This is a genomic window from Enterocloster sp. 210928-DFI.2.20 (genome assembly GCF_020554465.1).
Lineage (GTDB): Bacteria > Bacillota > Clostridia > Lachnospirales > Lachnospiraceae > Enterocloster > Enterocloster bolteae.
Window position 1 is genome coordinate 14046 of the sequence record NZ_JAJCHK010000011.1, and the last position, 16485, is coordinate 30530.

At 52.5% G+C, this 16485-nt stretch carries 13 protein-coding genes; 1 reads left to right on the top strand and 12 read right to left on the bottom strand.

The window, feature by feature from the left end; translation table 11 throughout:
• Positions 1–41 precede the first annotated feature (41 nt).
• The 12 genes from LI015_RS11795 to LI015_RS11850 form a co-directional block, all read right to left on the bottom strand.
• Positions 42–1403 carry an N-acetylmuramoyl-L-alanine amidase gene (locus LI015_RS11795; RefSeq protein ID WP_227125110.1) on the bottom strand — a complete coding sequence of 454 codons (1362 nt, stop codon included), beginning with the start codon at positions 1401–1403 and terminating at the stop codon, positions 42–44.
• Complete coding sequence (gene mnmA, locus LI015_RS11800) at positions 1400–2479, bottom strand: tRNA 2-thiouridine(34) synthase MnmA (protein WP_117626335.1); 1080 nt, start codon at positions 2477–2479, stop codon at positions 1400–1402. The genes LI015_RS11795 and mnmA overlap by 4 nt, the downstream gene beginning before the upstream one ends.
• The gene (nifU, locus tag LI015_RS11805) at positions 2476–2913 is read right to left on the bottom strand and encodes a Fe-S cluster assembly scaffold protein NifU (protein ID WP_002569459.1); all 438 of its coding nucleotides are present in this window, start codon (positions 2911–2913) and stop codon (positions 2476–2478) included. The genes mnmA and nifU overlap by 4 nt, the downstream gene beginning before the upstream one ends.
• Before the next feature lie 57 nt (positions 2914–2970).
• Entirely contained in the window at positions 2971–4164 is a 1194-nt protein-coding gene (gene nifS / locus LI015_RS11810) for a cysteine desulfurase NifS (protein ID WP_002569460.1), read from the bottom strand.
• Between the two features lie 268 nt (positions 4165–4432).
• Entirely contained in the window at positions 4433–5611 is a 1179-nt protein-coding gene (locus LI015_RS11815; protein ID WP_227125112.1) for a glycoside hydrolase family 88 protein, read from the bottom strand.
• A gap of 80 nt (positions 5612–5691) precedes the next feature.
• Positions 5692–7764 (bottom strand): alginate lyase family protein, encoded by a 2073-nt coding sequence (locus tag LI015_RS11820; RefSeq protein ID WP_227125114.1) that lies wholly within the window; start codon positions 7762–7764, stop codon positions 5692–5694.
• Between the two features lie 113 nt (positions 7765–7877).
• On the bottom strand, positions 7878–8705 hold the full coding sequence (locus LI015_RS11825) for a carbohydrate ABC transporter permease (RefSeq protein ID WP_002569463.1): 828 nt from the start codon (positions 8703–8705) through the stop codon (positions 7878–7880).
• Positions 8706–8717: 12 nt separating this feature from the next.
• The gene (locus LI015_RS11830; protein WP_195632361.1) at positions 8718–9611 is read right to left on the bottom strand and encodes a carbohydrate ABC transporter permease; all 894 of its coding nucleotides are present in this window, start codon (positions 9609–9611) and stop codon (positions 8718–8720) included.
• Positions 9612–9735: 124 nt separating this feature from the next.
• A complete protein-coding gene (locus LI015_RS11835) occupies positions 9736–11100 on the bottom strand; it encodes an ABC transporter substrate-binding protein (protein WP_002569465.1) in 1365 nt (454 codons plus the stop codon).
• A gap of 141 nt (positions 11101–11241) precedes the next feature.
• Positions 11242–12888: a response regulator transcription factor gene (locus LI015_RS11840; protein ID WP_227125116.1), complete on the bottom strand. Its 1647-nt coding sequence runs from the start codon at positions 12886–12888 to the stop codon at positions 11242–11244.
• Between the two features lie 22 nt (positions 12889–12910).
• Positions 12911–14704, bottom strand: coding sequence for a sensor histidine kinase (locus tag LI015_RS11845; protein WP_021894181.1), 1794 nt, complete (start codon positions 14702–14704; stop codon positions 12911–12913).
• A gap of 32 nt (positions 14705–14736) precedes the next feature.
• Positions 14737–15129 (bottom strand): beta-galactosidase small subunit, encoded by a 393-nt coding sequence (locus tag LI015_RS11850; protein WP_227125118.1) that lies wholly within the window; start codon positions 15127–15129, stop codon positions 14737–14739.
• A 148-nt stretch (positions 15130–15277) separates the two neighbouring features.
• Here LI015_RS11850 and LI015_RS11855 point away from each other — a divergent pair, with 148 nt between their 5' ends.
• Entirely contained in the window at positions 15278–16483 is a 1206-nt protein-coding gene (locus LI015_RS11855; RefSeq protein ID WP_002569469.1) for an iron-containing alcohol dehydrogenase, read from the top strand.
• Positions 16484–16485 lie beyond the last annotated feature (2 nt).

Sequence of the window (16485 nt, forward strand, 5' to 3'; positions counted from 1 at the left end):
TGTGGAAGGATTTACGTTTTCCTTACATTTACAATTGTTCTTTATTGTCCAAAATACTGGTTCACCCCGGCCACCAGTCCGTCTGCCAGCGTGGCCAGCGTGGCCGAAGAGTGGTCGGATGCCTTATCTCCCAGCTCTATATCCACAGAAGGCACCGTGGAAAAGGAAGTCTGGGTCAGATCCATGGCCATGGAGCCGCCGGAAAATATCTTGACTCCCGCCCCCTTAAGGCCAGCCACCAGGCTTTCACCAAGGGCGTTGTGCTGCTGCCAGTGGGACTTTACAGGTTCCATGCTGCGGTATGATTCCACATTGGGAACACTCATGTAAAATGCCCCTTTGTTATTGGTGGTGGAATCCCAGTGAAGGGCAATATGGCAGTCGCTTGCATTGTTGGCAATGACGGTTCTGGCTATGTTGTCCAGCTGGACATCGTCGCTCTCCCGGATCATCAGCACATCATATCCTGCCGCCAGCAGCTTATCCTTAAGTATTTTTGCCATGGACAGCGTCACCTTACTCTCAGGAGTTCCGTCAGAAAAGGTCATGCCGCCTGACACGGCTGCCGCAGAGGTGGCCCCTGCGCCGGTAGTGCCTCCGGTTACCTTGGGAGTGCCGTCGGGATGACACTGCGTCTTGACAGAAGCTCCCCCCTTTGTTCCATGACCCGCGTTGACACAAACCGTGATGCCCTTGGGACTGGCTGCCTCGGAACGGTACAGGACTGCCGCACCCGAATTAATCTTGGAAAACTCCGCGTATTTCCACGAAGGATTCAGGGTTATCTCCCCGCTGTCCACACATGCCTGAGGCGGCAAAGCTGCGGTCTCCGGAACCTGGGTGGTTATATATCCCGATGATATGTAGCCCGCTGTCCCATTATAATCAATTCTGGTCCATTGCTCTCCCTTCCCGGTGCGCTTTAGCGCTGTCCCGGGACTGGCGTATGTAAGAATGTTGGAATCATCCCCGGTATCGCAGGCAGAGCGTATACGCACACTGCCGCCGTCTGATGATTTCACATAAACCGTGTCCGACACATCCTCAAACTGGGGCATGGGGGCTGTGGTCCGCTCTGTGTCCAGTTTGATGGTCTCAGCCTTACTGCCATTATCCGCACTGCCTTCTCCCTGTACAGCTGAGGCCCCGACGGCTGCCGGGCTCTCCCGGCTCCAGGACGCCTCCCCGCCTTCGGACTGGATTCTGGCCTTCATCTCCCTGCTGGACTCATAGTTTTGGCAACCGGTCAGTCCCATGCCGGCGGCCAGGATGCCTGCCAGACCAATGGCGGCCAGACCATTTGCCCGCCGTTTGCTGCGTGCCGTTCCGTTATGTTCTATTCTGTCTGTGGGCGCCCCGCTGCTTTTACATCCGGCGCTTCTTTCTCTTATCTTCCGCTTCATCTTATTATGGTACCTCCGCCTGCCACATAATCCCCGTCGTAGAATACCACGGCCTGCCCGGGAGTCACAGCCCGGACCGGCTCATGGAAACAGCATTCCACCATATCATCCCCGATTTCGCGGATGGTACAGGGGCTTCCTCTGTGGCTGTATCTGATTTTGGCCATGACGTCCATGGGCTTTCCGTGAAGTCCGTCAACTGCCATCCAGTTCAGTTTATCGCAGCGGAGCACATTTGTAAATACATCCTCATTGTCACCGATGACAACTTCATTCGTTTCAGGGCGTATTTCCACCACGAAAACAGGGCGTCCCATGGAAAGGTTCAGCCCCTTTCTCTGGCCCACCGTATAGTGTGTAATGCCCCGATGGCGCCCCAGAACATGGCCGTCCAGGTCCACGAAGTTTCCCGGCGGCAGCTCCCTTCCAGTGTACTCCTCAATAAACGACGCGTAGTCGTGGTCAGGGATAAAGCAAATCTCCTGGCTGTCCGGTTTATGCGCCACCGGCAGCCCCAGGCGCTTTGCCATATCCCGTATCTCCTCCTTGTGGTAGCTTCCCACAGGCATCAGGGTATGGGACAGCTGTTCCTGGGTCAGGTTATAGAGAGCGTATGTCTGGTCCTTTGCGGCTGTAACCGAGGTTTTCAGGGAATAACGCCCTCCCGGCAGCCTGTCTATCTGCGCATAATGGCCGGTGGCGATGTAATCAGCCCCAATGGCCATGCTCCGCCTGAGCAGCGACTCCCACTTCACATGGCGGTTGCAGGCAATACACGGGTTGGGCGTCCTTCCCTCCACGTACTCACCCACAAAATAATCCATCACGTTTTTACGGAACTCTTCCTTAAAATTCATGACATAATAAGGGATACCCAGGTCCATGGCAACCCTTCTGGCGTCATCCACCGCGCTTAAACCGCAGCAGCCGCCCTCTGCCTCCTGGACCTCAGTATCCTCATCCTGCCAAATCTGCATGGTCACGCCAATCACATCGTAACCCTGTTCCTTTAACAGCCAGGCTGCCACGGAGGAGTCAACTCCTCCTGACATGCCTACTACTACCTTCCTGCTCAATAGTTCTCCTCTTCTTCCTCTTCCTCAATATTATCCTTGGGCTTTTCTAAGCCCTCAATGGTAATACCGTTTTTCTGTGCATAATCCCAGAGGGCCGCATGGATTGCTTCCTCTGCCAACAGAGAACAGTGTACCTTAACAGGCGGCAGTCCGTCAAGTGCTTCCATGACTGCTTTATTGGTAACAGCCATGGCCTCCCGGACTGTCTTTCCCTTTACCAGCTCCGTGGCCATGCTGCTGGTTGCCACGGCAGCCCCGCAGCCAAAGGTTTTGAACTTCACGTCACGGATAACCTGATTCTCATCAATATCCAGGTAAATCCGCATGATATCGCCGCATTTGGGATTTCCCACTGTCCCCATTCCGCTGGGGTTCTCTATCTCACCCACATTTCTGGGGTGCTCAAAATGGTCCATTACTTTTTCTGTGTACATCTATATTCCTCCTGAATCGTTGCAAGTTTATCTTTCATACAGGATTTTCCCTGTATATTATTTTTTCTCACTGCCATTGTGCTTCATATAATCCTCATACAAAGGCGACATGCTGCGCAGGTATCCCACGATATCCTTAATCTGCTCCACCACATAATCCATCTCTTCCTCTGTGTTCTCCTCGCTTAAGGTAAGACGGAGGGAGCCGTGGGCAATCTCATGGGGCAGCCCGATGGCCAAAAGCACATGGGAGGGGTCCAGTGACCCAGAGGTACAGGCGGAACCGCTGGATCCGCAGATTCCCGCCATATCCAGTTTGATGAGAAGGGATTCACCTTCAATAAACTGGAAAGCAAAATTCACATTGTTGGGAAGGCGGCTGGTGCGTGATCCGTTGATTCTGGTAAAGGGCACCTCATCCATAACCCGCTTCATCAGATAATCCCGCAGCTGCGTTTCCCTGGCAGCCCGTTCCTCCATGGTGGCCATGGCCAGCTCCACTGCCTTGCCGTATCCCACTATGCCGGGCACATTCTCTGTTCCCGCACGGCGCTTGCGCTCCTGGGCGCCTCCGTGGATAAAGGAACGAATCTTTACGCCTGTGCGGATATAGAGGAATCCGATTCCCTTGGGCCCGTTCAGCTTGTGTCCGCTGGAGCTGAGCATGTCAATATTGTACTCATCCACATGGATGGGCACATGGGCAAATGCCTGTACCGCATCGGTGTGGAACAGAATCCCGTTTTCCCTGGCAATGGCCCCGATTTCCTTGATAGGCTCAATGGTGCCGATCTCATTATTGGCAAACATCACTGATATGAGGATGGTATCCGGCCTGATAGCCTTCTTAAGCTCATCCAGCTTGACCACTCCATTTTCATCCACATCCAGATATGTGACCTCGTATCCCCTTTTCTCCAGGTACTGGCAGGTGTGAAGGATGGCGTGGTGTTCAATCTTGGTGGTTATGATGTGTTTTCCTTTATTTCCATAGGCCTCCGCCGTGGCCACCAGGGCCCAGTTATCGGCCTCGCTGCCTCCGGCCGTGAAATATATCTCATTGGTCTTTGCCCCCAGTGACTGGGCAATGGTCTCCCTTGCATGGTTTACAGCCTTTTTACTCTCAGTGGAAAAATCGTAGACCGAGGAGGGATTACCGTAATATTCTGTAAAGTATGGAAGCATGGCCTCCACCACCTCCGGCCTGGTCTTTGTGGTGGCTGCGTTATCCAGATAAATCAATTGCTTCATAATAAAAATCCGCCTTTCTGTAGTCCTAAAGTTAAAAGCTTCATCTACGCTTTTTACTATACCATAGTATTCCTACAATTTCAATAGGAATACTTGTTTTATATGGTACTACTGTTATTATATGAAGCACGTGTGCGCTTAAACAATCATAGGCCGGATTATTCAGGCCCAAAGGAACCGTAAAAGGGCAGACGAATCATATAAAAATTCGTTCTGCCCTCTCATCATTTAACAGGATATTCTATTATATATTCTATTACGTATTCTATTAATACCAGTACGGCTCCCAATCCCCCGCAAGTCTTGTAAGCGCCTCCATATAGAAATAATCGCCCCAGGTATTGCACTCATCCACGCCCCGGTTGGAGCAGGGATTGCCTGCGCTGGCCCTGGCATAGGTACCGTGGAGAAGAAGGCCGTTGGACTCCTCATGACACCTCACTGCGCACCGGTCACTGAGCGCCTTCACCAGACGCCTGGCCATATCCCCATAATATGCCGCCTCCCCGCCTTCCATATACTTAACCATCTCCAGCATACCGCAGGCCGCAATTGCCGCGGAGGAGGAATCCCTAGGCTCTGAACTGCCGTCGTCAAAATCAAAATCCCAATAAGGGATTAAATCTGACGGCAGACGCTTTAGAAAATAATCCGTCACCTTCCGGAACACATCCGCATACTCCGGTTTTCTCTCAATCCGGTAGCTCAGGGCGCTTCCGTATATCCCCCAGGCCTGGCCCCTGCTCCAGGCAGAGCCGTCCCGGTTGCCCTGGTGGGTGACGCCTTTTACAGGAGCTCCTGTCTCCGGGTCAAAGAAATAGGTGTGGTACGTACTGTGGTCCGGCCGAATCACACAGTCCATGGCTGTCCTTATATGGGCTTCTGCCTTTTTCCGGTACGTCTGGTCTCCCGTTGTCTCACTGGCCCAGAACAGTAACGGCATGTTGAGGAGGCAGTCGATAATCAGACGGTAATTGTCCTTTGCCCCCAGCTCTCCCCAGGCCTGGAAAAACTGTCCCTTTTCCTGGAATCTTCCCATCAGGTTATCCGCAGCCATGAGGGCGGCCTTCCTGGCTGTCTCATTGCCTGTAAGACGGTACGCGGCCACGCAGGAAGGGGTATAGAGAAATCCCATGTCATGGTTATCCACGTCCACCCGCTCCTTTATGCGCTCCAGGAAGGATTCTGCCTGTATGGTTCCTGCCTCCTTAAATACCTCCTCCCCGGTCCGCTCATATGCCAGCCATATTTCCCCGGTCCAGAAGCCGGTGGTCCATTCCCGGTTGCTGCTTTGGGGATAGAATTGGTTCCGGCTGTTGGAATCCGGAAAACAGCGGGTAAAGGTCTTCAGGTTCTCCCGCACCAGGCTTACCGCCAGGTCCAGGCAGGCTTCGGCTTCACTCTTTTCCATGATTGTATAGGTTTGTAAACTGTCCTTTGTTTGCATTGTCTGCTCCTTTGTCTGCTCCTTTGTCTGCTCCTTTATATGATTCTGGTGCCGCCGGGCGGCATTGGTACTGGTCCTGTTTACCACTGGAGCACGGTCATCCGGCCTTCCCTGTCCGCTTCGTCGCAGACCATGACCCGCCCCAGGCCGTATCTACCTTCCGCGCCGATGTATTCGCCGTCCGCCCCAGTTTCCAGATGGTTCAGGACTACCAGCCAGGAATGTTTTCCATCCTGTATCCGCACCGCTTCCGCCTCCTCGTCCTTTAAGCATCTGCCGGTAACAGGGGAGGTGACAGATACGCGGCTGACCGTATAGGGGTTGCCGCTGCCTGTTTCGTATCCGGCTGCCACTGTCAGCATGGAGCAGGGCAGAGCGGATTCCCGCCACAGACTGACGCAGGGTGCGTATTCCAGCTGGTTATAGTGAAAGGACACCGGAGTCTCTTCCAGCTCCATTTTGCCGCCGCCCCCACCAGACCACGGGGCCACCCTGTAAAACGCTGCCTCTGCCCTAATTCCATGGTACAGAAAGACATCCTCCCGCATTTCCACGCTTCCGGCGGGATTCAGATGGAATACCTGGCTCAGCACATGGGTTCCCGTTCCATAAAATTCATCGGCGATCACATGAATCCTGGTTCCTATGGATATAATTCTGCGGTTTACCAGAACCCCGGCAGGCAGATATCCCAGATGGGTTCCCTGTAAAAATGTATACGGCCCCTTTTGGCTCCAGTCCTGTCCCGCGGGCGCGGTCCTTCCTTTCACGTCCCAGGAACCGGTGCACTGGGTATATTCCTGCCAGTCCACCACAGGCACATTGTGGGCACAGGAGGACTTAAGCTGCCTGCGCAGGCTGCCGTCCACATAGGTATATCTTCCGGAATCAATAAGCACATCTTCCCCGGCTATGGACAAATCCACATGCAGTTTGTCAAAATGTCCATGGCCGCCTCCCAGGGAACCGCACTTAAAGTGGAGGTAATCCGCATTTCTGTCCCATCCGGACCGGAGGCACCAGTTTCCGCTTTGCTCCAGGGCATGAAAAAGGCATTCCGGCGTCTCGGATCTCATGCTCTCGTATTCCAGGGCAGCATCCGCCCCAAGATCCCAGACGCTCTCAAAATCCAGGCGGTCGTATCCGGCATACCTGAGCCGGTTATCCTTTAAAATCCAGGCCGCAGGGGTGAACACATCCCGCAGGTCCGTCCTGTCGCTGTCACCATTTAAGGGCTGGGTCCTGTCAGGCTTCATCCAGGCCAGGTCCGCCAAGGCCATTGCCCTGGCTTTTTCAGGAAGGGACCGGGGCAGGCTGATTCCCTGTTGCCCTGCCACGCGCAGCACCTCCAGCAGACAGCGCAGCACCTCGTTGTGGTACATGGGAGACTGCTCCCACTGGACTCCGTCATCCATAATCTGGATATCCAGTTCCCGCACCAGGCGCAGGACGGCCTCTGCTACATAGGCTTCCCCCCGGCGTGCAAGGCCCGCGGCTGCGTCCGTGGCAGCTGTATCATGGGCAGCTGTATCATGAGCAGCTGCGCCCGAGGCATTTCCTCTACATTTCATAAGATATGCGCCAATGGCAAACAGTCCGTGGCTTTCCAGCACTCCCCAGTTGCTCTTATCACTGAACGGCACCCGGCAGTCCATCAGATATTCCCCGTGGACCCGGAGCCCTTCCAGAAACCGTTCCCTTACCGCCCGGGTCACCACAGGACAGTCCTCAAAATATTCCATGGCCTTTACCCAGTTTTCTCCCCGGATACCTGCCTCTATGGTCCTCCAGGTAGTGTTCTTTGTCTCCTGGTTTATGGGATTGTCCTCCAGCCAGGAATACAGCTGGTTCACAAAACACCCGGCATATTTCCCGTCCCCGGTCAGGGCATATGCCTGGCCCAGACAGATCCAGTACCGGTGGCGGTTAAACTGGTATATGAATTCCGGGTCGCCTTCGGGCATATGCCGCCAGTCGATTTTTCCCTCAAATGTCACGGCCTTTACGGTCTGTTCCATGTCCCAGGGAAGGTCAAACAGGAATCTTTGTGCCACTGCGTCATCTGCAATCCGCAGAATATGGGCACATTCCTCCGGCCAGTACTGCCTGCAGTATCCGCTGCACCATTTCATGTCAATCTTCTTATTCTCCATCTTTGTCCTCCCCGGTTTTACATCTGCGCATCAGTTGAATCTGCGCGTCAGTTGTATCTGCGCGTCAATTGTTTCTGCGCGTCACTTACATTCCCCTGTCAGGCCGTCATCCATCAGCCCTTTACACCGCCGGCCGTAATGCCCTCCACAAACCACTTCTGGCATACCATGAACACAATCAGCACCGGAACCAGGGAGCACACAGACGCCGCCATAATCAACGCATAGTCGGCCCCGTACTGGGAAATGAACATGCGGATACCTAACTGGATGGTCTTTAACTTGGTGCTGTTTAAATAAATCAATGGTCCCATAAAATCATTCCAGATATTTACAAATGTAAAGATCACCAGGGTTGCGATGCCTGGCTTCACAAGGGGCAGGGCAATCTTCGCGAAAATCCCATACTCGGAAAGACCGTCTATCCTGGCCGCCTCCAAAAGCTCATTGGGCACCCCTATCATAAACTGACGGATTAGGAACACGCCAAAGCCGGAAAAAGCCTGCATAAGAATCAGCCCCAGATGGGAATCCGTAAGGCCCATCCTGGAAATAAGGGCAAACTGAGGCACCATATATGCCTGCCAGGGCACTGCAAAGGTGGTGACCGATACCAGGAACAGGAAATCCCTTCCCTTAAACTCCACCTTGGAAAAACCGTAAGCGGCAAAACAGCTGGTCAGCACCTGGAGCAGGGTGGTGCACACCGCTATCTTAAAGGTATTCTTAAAGAAAACCAGAAGGGGTATCTTATCCCAGATGGTCTGGTAGTTCACCCACTGGAATTCCTTTGGAAACAGCTTCATGGGAATGCTGAACACCTCATTGCTGGTTTTTACGGACGCCAGGAGCATCCACCCAAAGGGAATGACCACCAGCACTGCCAGCACGCTCAGCAGCATATAGATACCTATTTTACTTTTTAACGTTCTCGTTTCCATCCTCTGCCCCTCCTATACGTAATCCGTGAACTTCTTTTCGCCCTGGAACTGGACCAGGGTCACCACCAGCACAATGGCAAAGAGCACAAGGGCGCTGGCGCTGGCATAGCCGAACTTAAAGTCCACAAAGGCCGCGTTGTAGATATGGTTCACCAGTACATTGGTGGATCTTCCGGGCCCGCCGCCAGTCATGACATAGATCAGGTCGAATACCTTAAAGCACTGAATGGTCATCATGATGATAACGAAAAACGTGGTTGGCTTTAACATGGGAATGGTGATATAGCGGAATTTCTTGAAGCCCGTGGCGCCGTCGATGCTGGCAGCCTCGTACAAATCCTGGGAAATACCCTGGAGAGCCGCCAGATACACCACCATGTAATACCCCATATACTTCCACACGCTGACAATGATAATAACGGTCATGGCCCAGTCCGTGGATGCGCACCACTTGGGCGGATTGGCAATGCCGATGAATTTGAGGAATTCATTGACAGGGCCGAATTCCGGCTGGAACAGCATGTTCCACACTGCGCCCACCGCTACCAGGGAGGCCACATAGGGGAAGAAAAACGCAGTCCTGTACACCACAATGCCCTTTATCTTGGAATTTAACAGCACAGCGATGAGAAGGGCCGCCACCATGGTAAGAGGCACGGTAAACACCGCGTAATACAGGGTGTTTGTGACAGAAATCCGAAAGCCGCTGTCATGAAACAGCTTCGCGAAATTTTTAAGCCCCACAAACTCCATAGGTGTGCTGGATCCGTCCCATTTCATCACACATAAGACAAATGTCAATATTACCGGAACAAAGATAAATATAAAATATCCGATAAAATTAGGAAGGATAAAAGAGTAACCGATGGCGTTCCTCTTCCATTTTTTTTTCTGTTTTCCTGTCATTTTAATCACCATTTTCCTTATTTTAAGGCGCAAAAAGAGCGCCCAACCCTCGCTGTTACGTTAATCAGACGCTCTTTGCTTGTTATCCTAATACTCTTACTGCATCACAATCCTGTTTCTGCCATTAGTCTTCTCTGGCTTCCTGTGCCCTCTGGTTCATATTGGCGATGCCTGTGTCCACATCCTCCTCGCCAATCATAATCAGGTCATGCTCTTCCTCCAGCACCTTTCTCACAGCTGCCATCTTGGCATCCAGCGGACGGTCCAGTACCCAGCTGGTGGTCTTAAGCGCGTCCTGTCCATCCTCAGGGAATCCGGGGATTGCTGCCAGCTTGTCGCTGATGGCCTGGGACTCTGCTGCCGGGAAGATTCCGTTGTCAGCCAGTACCTGGGCGCCCTCTTCGCCGGTCACGAACTTCACATACTCCCATGCCAGATCCGGCACATCGGACTTTGCATTGATGGCAACCGGTGTGGTGGAACCAACCGTAGCGCCTGCCTTTGTATCAGCCGGGTGAGGAATGGCGGTCACGCCCCAGTTAAAGTCAAACTTGCCCGCGTCCTTATCCTGTGTCAGGGTTCCGATGAACCATGAACCCATGGGAATCATGGCGCACTGCTGCTGCTCAAATACGCTGATATAATGGATGCTGCCTGTCTTTAAGTTGGCATAGCTCTGTACCACGCCCTCGTCCTGCATCCTTAATGCCTGCTCATAATATGGCTTTAAGAAGCTGTAATCCTCGCTCATAAGGGTGTTCTTGCCATCCTGTACGGCCCAGTTGGACACCAGCGCCTGCCAGGTATGGTTGTGTGTTCCGTATACCTTTGCGCTGCCCTCGCCGCTTGTCATCTTCTTAGCCAGCTCCTCATACTCATCCCATGTCATGTCTGCGGAAGGATAAGGAACCCCTGCCTTGTCAAATAAATCCTTGTTAAAGTAGAGCATATACCAGTCCTTACGGAAAGGAAGGGTGTAGCTGCTGCCATCCATCTTTAACTGGTCGGCAACACCGTTGTACATGGTCAGGTCGATTCCGTCCTTTGCAATATACTCATCCAGGTTCAGAATCTGTCCCTTGTCCTTCATGGTAACCTGGTTCTCTGTATCCTTTATGAAAATCACGTCCGGGTCAGCATCGCCGCCTGCCAGCATGACAGTCACCTTGTTTGCGTACTCATCAGAAGGGGCGTCAATATACTCCACTTCCACATCCGGATATTTTTCCATGAATGCCTTTGTCACGGAAGTAAACTGAGGTGTAGCGTCGTTGTCCCACACAGATACGGTCAGTTTCTGCTTTTCCCCTGAGGCAGCCCCTTTCTCTGTCTCCTTGCTGTCAGCCTCGCCGCCTGCTGCTTCGCTGCCTGCCGCCGTGCTCTCAGGTGCCGCTGAACCCTTGTCTGAGGATGAACTGCCGCAGCCCGCTGCCATGGTTGCCGCCATGGCGGTCACCAGAGCCAATGCCACTGTTTTCTTTAATCTCATAATAAAACCCTCCTTAAAATTTGCATTTCAAATTCTGATATAACTATACCAGAACCGATTCCCAAACCGAATCGACCCAAATCATACTTTTTGTAAAATTTTCAGATGGGTTTTATTGTTTTATATAAAATTTTCATGTTTTTATAATTTTTTCTGCTTCAGGCACTGGGCCTCATATTCTTTCGGCGACATGCCCGTAACCTTCTTAAACACCTTGCTGAAATAAAAAGGCGTATCAAAGCCCAGCAAATCCGATACCTCGTACATCATATACTGGTGGCTGGCTATCAGCTCCTTTGCCTTCTCAATCTTGATGGCGGACACATAGTTTGTAAAGGATTCACCGGACTGCTTCTTAAAGGCAGTGCTCAGATAACCCTGGCTTATATTCAGCGCCTCGGCTGCCTGTCCCAGGGTAATGCGCTCCTTATAATGCTCCATCACATACTCCCTGACCATCTCCGCAATCTTATCCACCCTGGTATCCCTGCGCCGCTCCAGAATCCCCGAAACCGCCTCCTTAAACCAGTTAATCCACTGTATGATCTGCCCCAGGGTCCCCAGCCGTCCCAGCTTTTCCATAATATTGACCTCATAGGGAAAATCCGGCTCCTCCCCGTCCTCAAAGAAGGAGGACAGGAAAAAATACAGATTGGCGCAGGCATTGACCGCCTGCTGCCTGGAAGGATTATGCTCCCTTAGCAGACATGCCACCTGGTCCAGTATCTCCTCCAGGCGTCCGCTGTCATTTAAAGCCACTGCCTGGGACAGATCCTTTTTCAGGAATCCGATGTGGAAGCTTCCCGTATGCCTGGCGCTGGTCTCGCATTCCTCGGAATAGAATACCACCGGGTCCAGGGAGTGATAAAAATAATGGTTGGTGGCGCTCATGGCCTCGTACAGAAGGGCTCCGAACTCTCCCAGGCTCTCCTTCCTGCTGCTGACAGCCACGGACACAGACACTTCAAAATAATCCTTAACCACGGATATGATTTTCTCCCCAAGGCTGCGTATCTGTTCCCTGTAGTCCTCTATTCCATCTGTGGACATCACTAACACCAGACTGTTCAGTTCCCGGCGCACCAGGCAGCTGTGGTCAAAATACCCCTTCACCATCTGTTCGATGATATTTTCCGCAAAGGAAATGACCTTTTTCTGATCCTCCCTTGTAAAATCAGAGGAGAATCCTTCATATCCGTAGTTAAAGCTGATAATGGCCAGCACCGGCCGCCTCAGACACGAATCGTACCCCTCCCCCTGATTTTGTGCGCTGGCTTCACTTGCATTACCGGAGCTGGCTCCTCCGCTAAATGTTCCTCCATCTGTCAGAAGCTTTTCGATGTATCCCCTGACAGCCTCTTCCCTGGAAACAGTCACAGCCGTACCCGCCGCCTCTGCCTTGCGCTTCATCTCCCGCCGTTCCATGGCAAGCTTTAAGCTGTCCGCCAGCTTTTCCTCTGTCAGCTCCATCTTTACCAGATACTCCACGGCACCCAGGGACAATGCCTGTCTGGCCAGGCTGAATTCCTCCAGATTGGTCAGCAGGATAAAAATCACATCATCCCATCCCCGTTCCTTCACGGCCTTCATAAACCCGATTCCGTCCATTCCAGGCATCTTGATATCCGTTATCACAATATCAGGCTTCTGTTCCTCCATAAGCTTTAGAGCCTGCTGGCCGTTTGCGGCCTTCCCGGAAATCTCACATCCATACTCATTCCAATCAAGAAGGGATGCGATACCCGCCAGAATCAACGGCTCATCATCCACTATCATCACACGATACATCTGTCTCTTCCCCTTACCTGTTTTATCTGGATTCACCTTCGCATTCATATTCAAGCGGCATTTTTATGGTGATTTCTGTAAATTCCCCTTCCTGGCTCTCAATCGTAAGGCCGTATTCCTCTCCATAGTTAAGCTTGATACGCCGGTCCACATTGGGAAGGCCGATTCCGCTCATGGAGCTGCCCTTTACCTTTTCCGTATGGTTCAGAATCGAGGCCATCTTTTCCCGCGCAATTCCCACTCCGTTATCCCTCACCTTGATGATGAACACATCCCCTTCCCTGTAAGCATGGATTAAGATGGTGCCGTGCTTTCCTCCCGGTTCAATTCCATTGAAAATAGCATTCTCCACCAGGGGCTGAAGGGTAAGCTTGATGACCAGAGCCTCATAAAGCTCCGGCTCATCCACCCGGACCTCCAGGTCGAAGAGCTCCACATACTTCACCTTTTCGATGGTGACATAATCCCCCAGGAAATCCAGTTCCTTCTGCAGGGTCACCTTTTCATTGAATCCCTTGGCCATATTCTTAAGCAGGCCGGACAGGGCCGTAACCATCTTGACAATCCCGCTGTTCTTCTGTATGACGGCAATCCACCGTATGGAATCCAGGGTATTGTAGAGAAAATGGGGATTAATTTGGGCCTGAAGCATTTTCAGCTCCAAATCCCCCTTCTCCTTCTCATGTTCCAGCCGTTCCGCCATCAGGGTATCAATCCGCTCCGACATGTCATTTACAACCTTGCCCACGGTGCCGATTTCATCCTCCCCCTCTATATCCGGGTCCCTGGTGAAATTTCCCGCAGCCACATGGCCGATGTGCCTGACCAGCCGGTCAATGGGCTTTTTAATCTGATTGGTAATCAGCACCGACAGAATAAATCCGAAAATCAGGCAGGCCGCAAACATGATGATGACGGTCTGGATAATCATGAGCCTGTCATTGCTGAGACTGTCCAGGGTAATGGTCTCATAGACCATGACGCCGCTGCGGTCATATTGTTCAAAGGCCACCAGGCTGTTCCTGCCGTGAATCTTCATCTCCAGCAGCCCCTTGTCCTGCCCCGACTGCTGCAGCTGCCTGATTACCCTGTCATTTTCCTCCCGATGGTCCTCCGGTTCATAGAGGGAGGCAATGCGTTTTCCCTCGCTGGTCACCACCACGGCCTCCTGGCCTCCCGAGGTATCCTTAAGCACATCCTGAAACAGATCCGTGGACAGGCAGAGCACCACCCATCCTCCCGGAACCGCCCTGCTTCCGGTCAGTGTCCTGGCAATGGGCAGGACCTGTCCTTCATGCTGGAAAAAGGGAGAGTCCACCAAATCCAGCTCATAGCTGTCCATGGTCTTATCCAGCTCCCGGTCCAGCCATCCCCCATCCAGAATCCCCTTCGCATCATCCGTGCTTCCAAAGGAAGAACCGGTCTGCACCATCCCTCCCCGGTCATCAAACACGGACAGCTTCACAATATAATCCCCATACTCCGAAATAGCGCAGTAATCCTTGATAAGCTCCGCGTAATCCAGCCCCTTCTTCCTGGCCCCGGGCGTAAGTCCCCGCCCGATTTCCCCCAGGTTAAAGGTCTTTCTCTCCGTACAGTTGAGGACAATGTTAATCATTTCCTCGTAGGCCAGCTGATACCGGTAGGATATACTCTCCACATGATGCTGCAGCGAGTTCTTGGCCACCTCCAGCGTTTTCCTGCTGGCCGTAATATAGGTACAAACACTGACAAATATGGCTATAACCCAGATAATAAAAAAGTTATACCGGATCAGCCGGGACCGCAGCGTCTTCCCCCAAATCAGCTCTCTCATAATACCTCCCGTAAAATCACCCAATGACTCTATTATAAACCATCCGGCTGCCGGGCACAATCCGCTGCGGCTATATTTCGCCTCAAAGCCGTCTGGACAGCTTCGTATTCCCCCATCCCGCCCACGCCACGCATGGCTCCCAGGATGGATACCACGGTCCGGCGCGGAGCGGGAAGCTCTTCCCGGTGAAGGGCGCTCTCCAGTTCCTGGGGCGTATATGGGATGGCTGAAAAATAAAATGGCTTTTCTTCCATGGAAATCTCCAGACAGCGGCTTCTTTGGCCTGCCGCGCCGGATTCACCTGCAAACGCCGTGCCTGCTCCGTCCGCCGGCCCATACAATTTAACCCAGTGTGTATCCGCATGGCAGCCATACTCCTGAGGCACCAGATAATCAAAAAGAGTGCTGGAAAAGGAAAAAAGCAATAAACAGGCCGTAAGGGCACTTTAAAGTACCCTGGTGAAAAAAATGTGCCTTCTTGTGCTTTTCAGGCAATCCTCTTATACTTGCAGTGTAAAGAAAACACAAACAGCATCTATTCACACAGCACTCATTAAAGAAGGGAAGAAGAAAATGCACAATTTTCAGTATTACACACCTACAAAAGTGGTTTTTGGAAAGGACACGGAAAAACAGACCGGATCTCTTGTAAAGGAGCAGGGAGGCAAAAAGGTCCTGATCCACTACGGAGGCGGAAGCGTGATACGTTCCGGTCTTCTTGACAGGGTTAAGGCTTCACTGGCGGCCGAACACATGGATTTTGTGGAATTGGGAGGCGCTGTGCCCAATCCCAGGCTGGGTTTGGTCTATGAAGGCATTGAATTATGTAAAAAAGAGGGCGTTGATTTCATCCTGGCCGTTGGAGGCGGAAGCGCCATCGACTCTGCAAAGGCAATCGGTTATGGAGCGGTAAATGAGGGCGATGTATGGGATTTTTATGACTATAAGCGCCAGCCGTCCCACTGCCTCCCCATCGGCGTTGTCCTGACCATTGCCGCCACCGGCAGCGAGATGAGCGATTCCTCTGTCATCACCAAGGAAGACGGATGGATCAAACGCGGCTACAGCAATGACCTCAGCCGCCCCAGATTTGCAGTCATGAACCCGGATCTCACAAAAACACTTCCTGATTACCAGACAGCCTGCGGGTGTACGGATATCCTCATGCACACCATGGAGCGGTACTTCACAAACGGCGGCAACATGGAAATAACGGACAGTATGGCGGAAGCACTGATGCGCACCGTCATTAAAAATGCAAAAATCCTTGCGGAGGATCCCCTTAACTACGATGCCCGCGCAGAAATTTTATGGGCCGGCAGCCTTTCCCACAATGGACTTACCGGCTGCGGAAATGCCGGGGGTGACTTTGCCTCCCATGCATTGGAGCATGAAATCGGCGGACTGTTTGATGTTGCCCATGGAGCCGGACTGGCTGCAATCTGGGGAAGCTGGGCAAGATATGTCTATAAAAACTGCCTGCCCCGGTTCCACCGCTTTGCCGTCAATGTAATGGGAATTGAGGACCTCGGCGCACCTGATGATACAGCCCTTAAGGGCATCTGCGCAATGGAGGACTTTTACCGCGCCATCCATATGCCCACCTCCTTGCAGGAGCTGGGAATCGCGCCCACGGACGGGGATTTAAAGACAATGGCCCGCAAATGCGCGGTGGCGTCCGGCGGGCAGAAAGGCTCTGCCATGGTTCTTCATGAAGATGATATGCTGGCAATATACAGAATGGCGGACCATGGACCTGAAAAGACTGCCGCACATTAGGA

Coding starts and splice junctions, on each gene's coding strand:
- LI015_RS11795 (WP_227125110.1), bottom strand. CDS start 1,403: ATGAAGCGGAAGATAAGAGAAAGAAGCGCCGGATGTAAAAGCAGCGGG.
- nifU (WP_002569459.1), bottom strand. CDS start 2,913: ATGTACACAGAAAAAGTAATGGACCATTTTGAGCACCCCAGAAATGTG.
- nifS (WP_002569460.1), bottom strand. CDS start 4,164: ATGAAGCAATTGATTTATCTGGATAACGCAGCCACCACAAAGACCAGG.
- LI015_RS11815 (WP_227125112.1), bottom strand. CDS start 5,611: ATGCAAACAAAGGACAGTTTACAAACCTATACAATCATGGAAAAGAGT.
- LI015_RS11820 (WP_227125114.1), bottom strand. CDS start 7,764: ATGGAGAATAAGAAGATTGACATGAAATGGTGCAGCGGATACTGCAGG.
- LI015_RS11825 (WP_002569463.1), bottom strand. CDS start 8,705: ATGGAAACGAGAACGTTAAAAAGTAAAATAGGTATCTATATGCTGCTG.
- LI015_RS11830 (WP_195632361.1), bottom strand. CDS start 9,611: ATGACAGGAAAACAGAAAAAAAAATGGAAGAGGAACGCCATCGGTTAC.
- LI015_RS11835 (WP_002569465.1), bottom strand. CDS start 11,100: ATGAGATTAAAGAAAACAGTGGCATTGGCTCTGGTGACCGCCATGGCG.
- LI015_RS11840 (WP_227125116.1), bottom strand. CDS start 12,888: ATGTATCGTGTGATGATAGTGGATGATGAGCCGTTGATTCTGGCGGGT.
- LI015_RS11845 (WP_021894181.1), bottom strand. CDS start 14,704: ATGAGAGAGCTGATTTGGGGGAAGACGCTGCGGTCCCGGCTGATCCGG.
- LI015_RS11855 (WP_002569469.1), top strand. CDS start 15,278: ATGCACAATTTTCAGTATTACACACCTACAAAAGTGGTTTTTGGAAAG.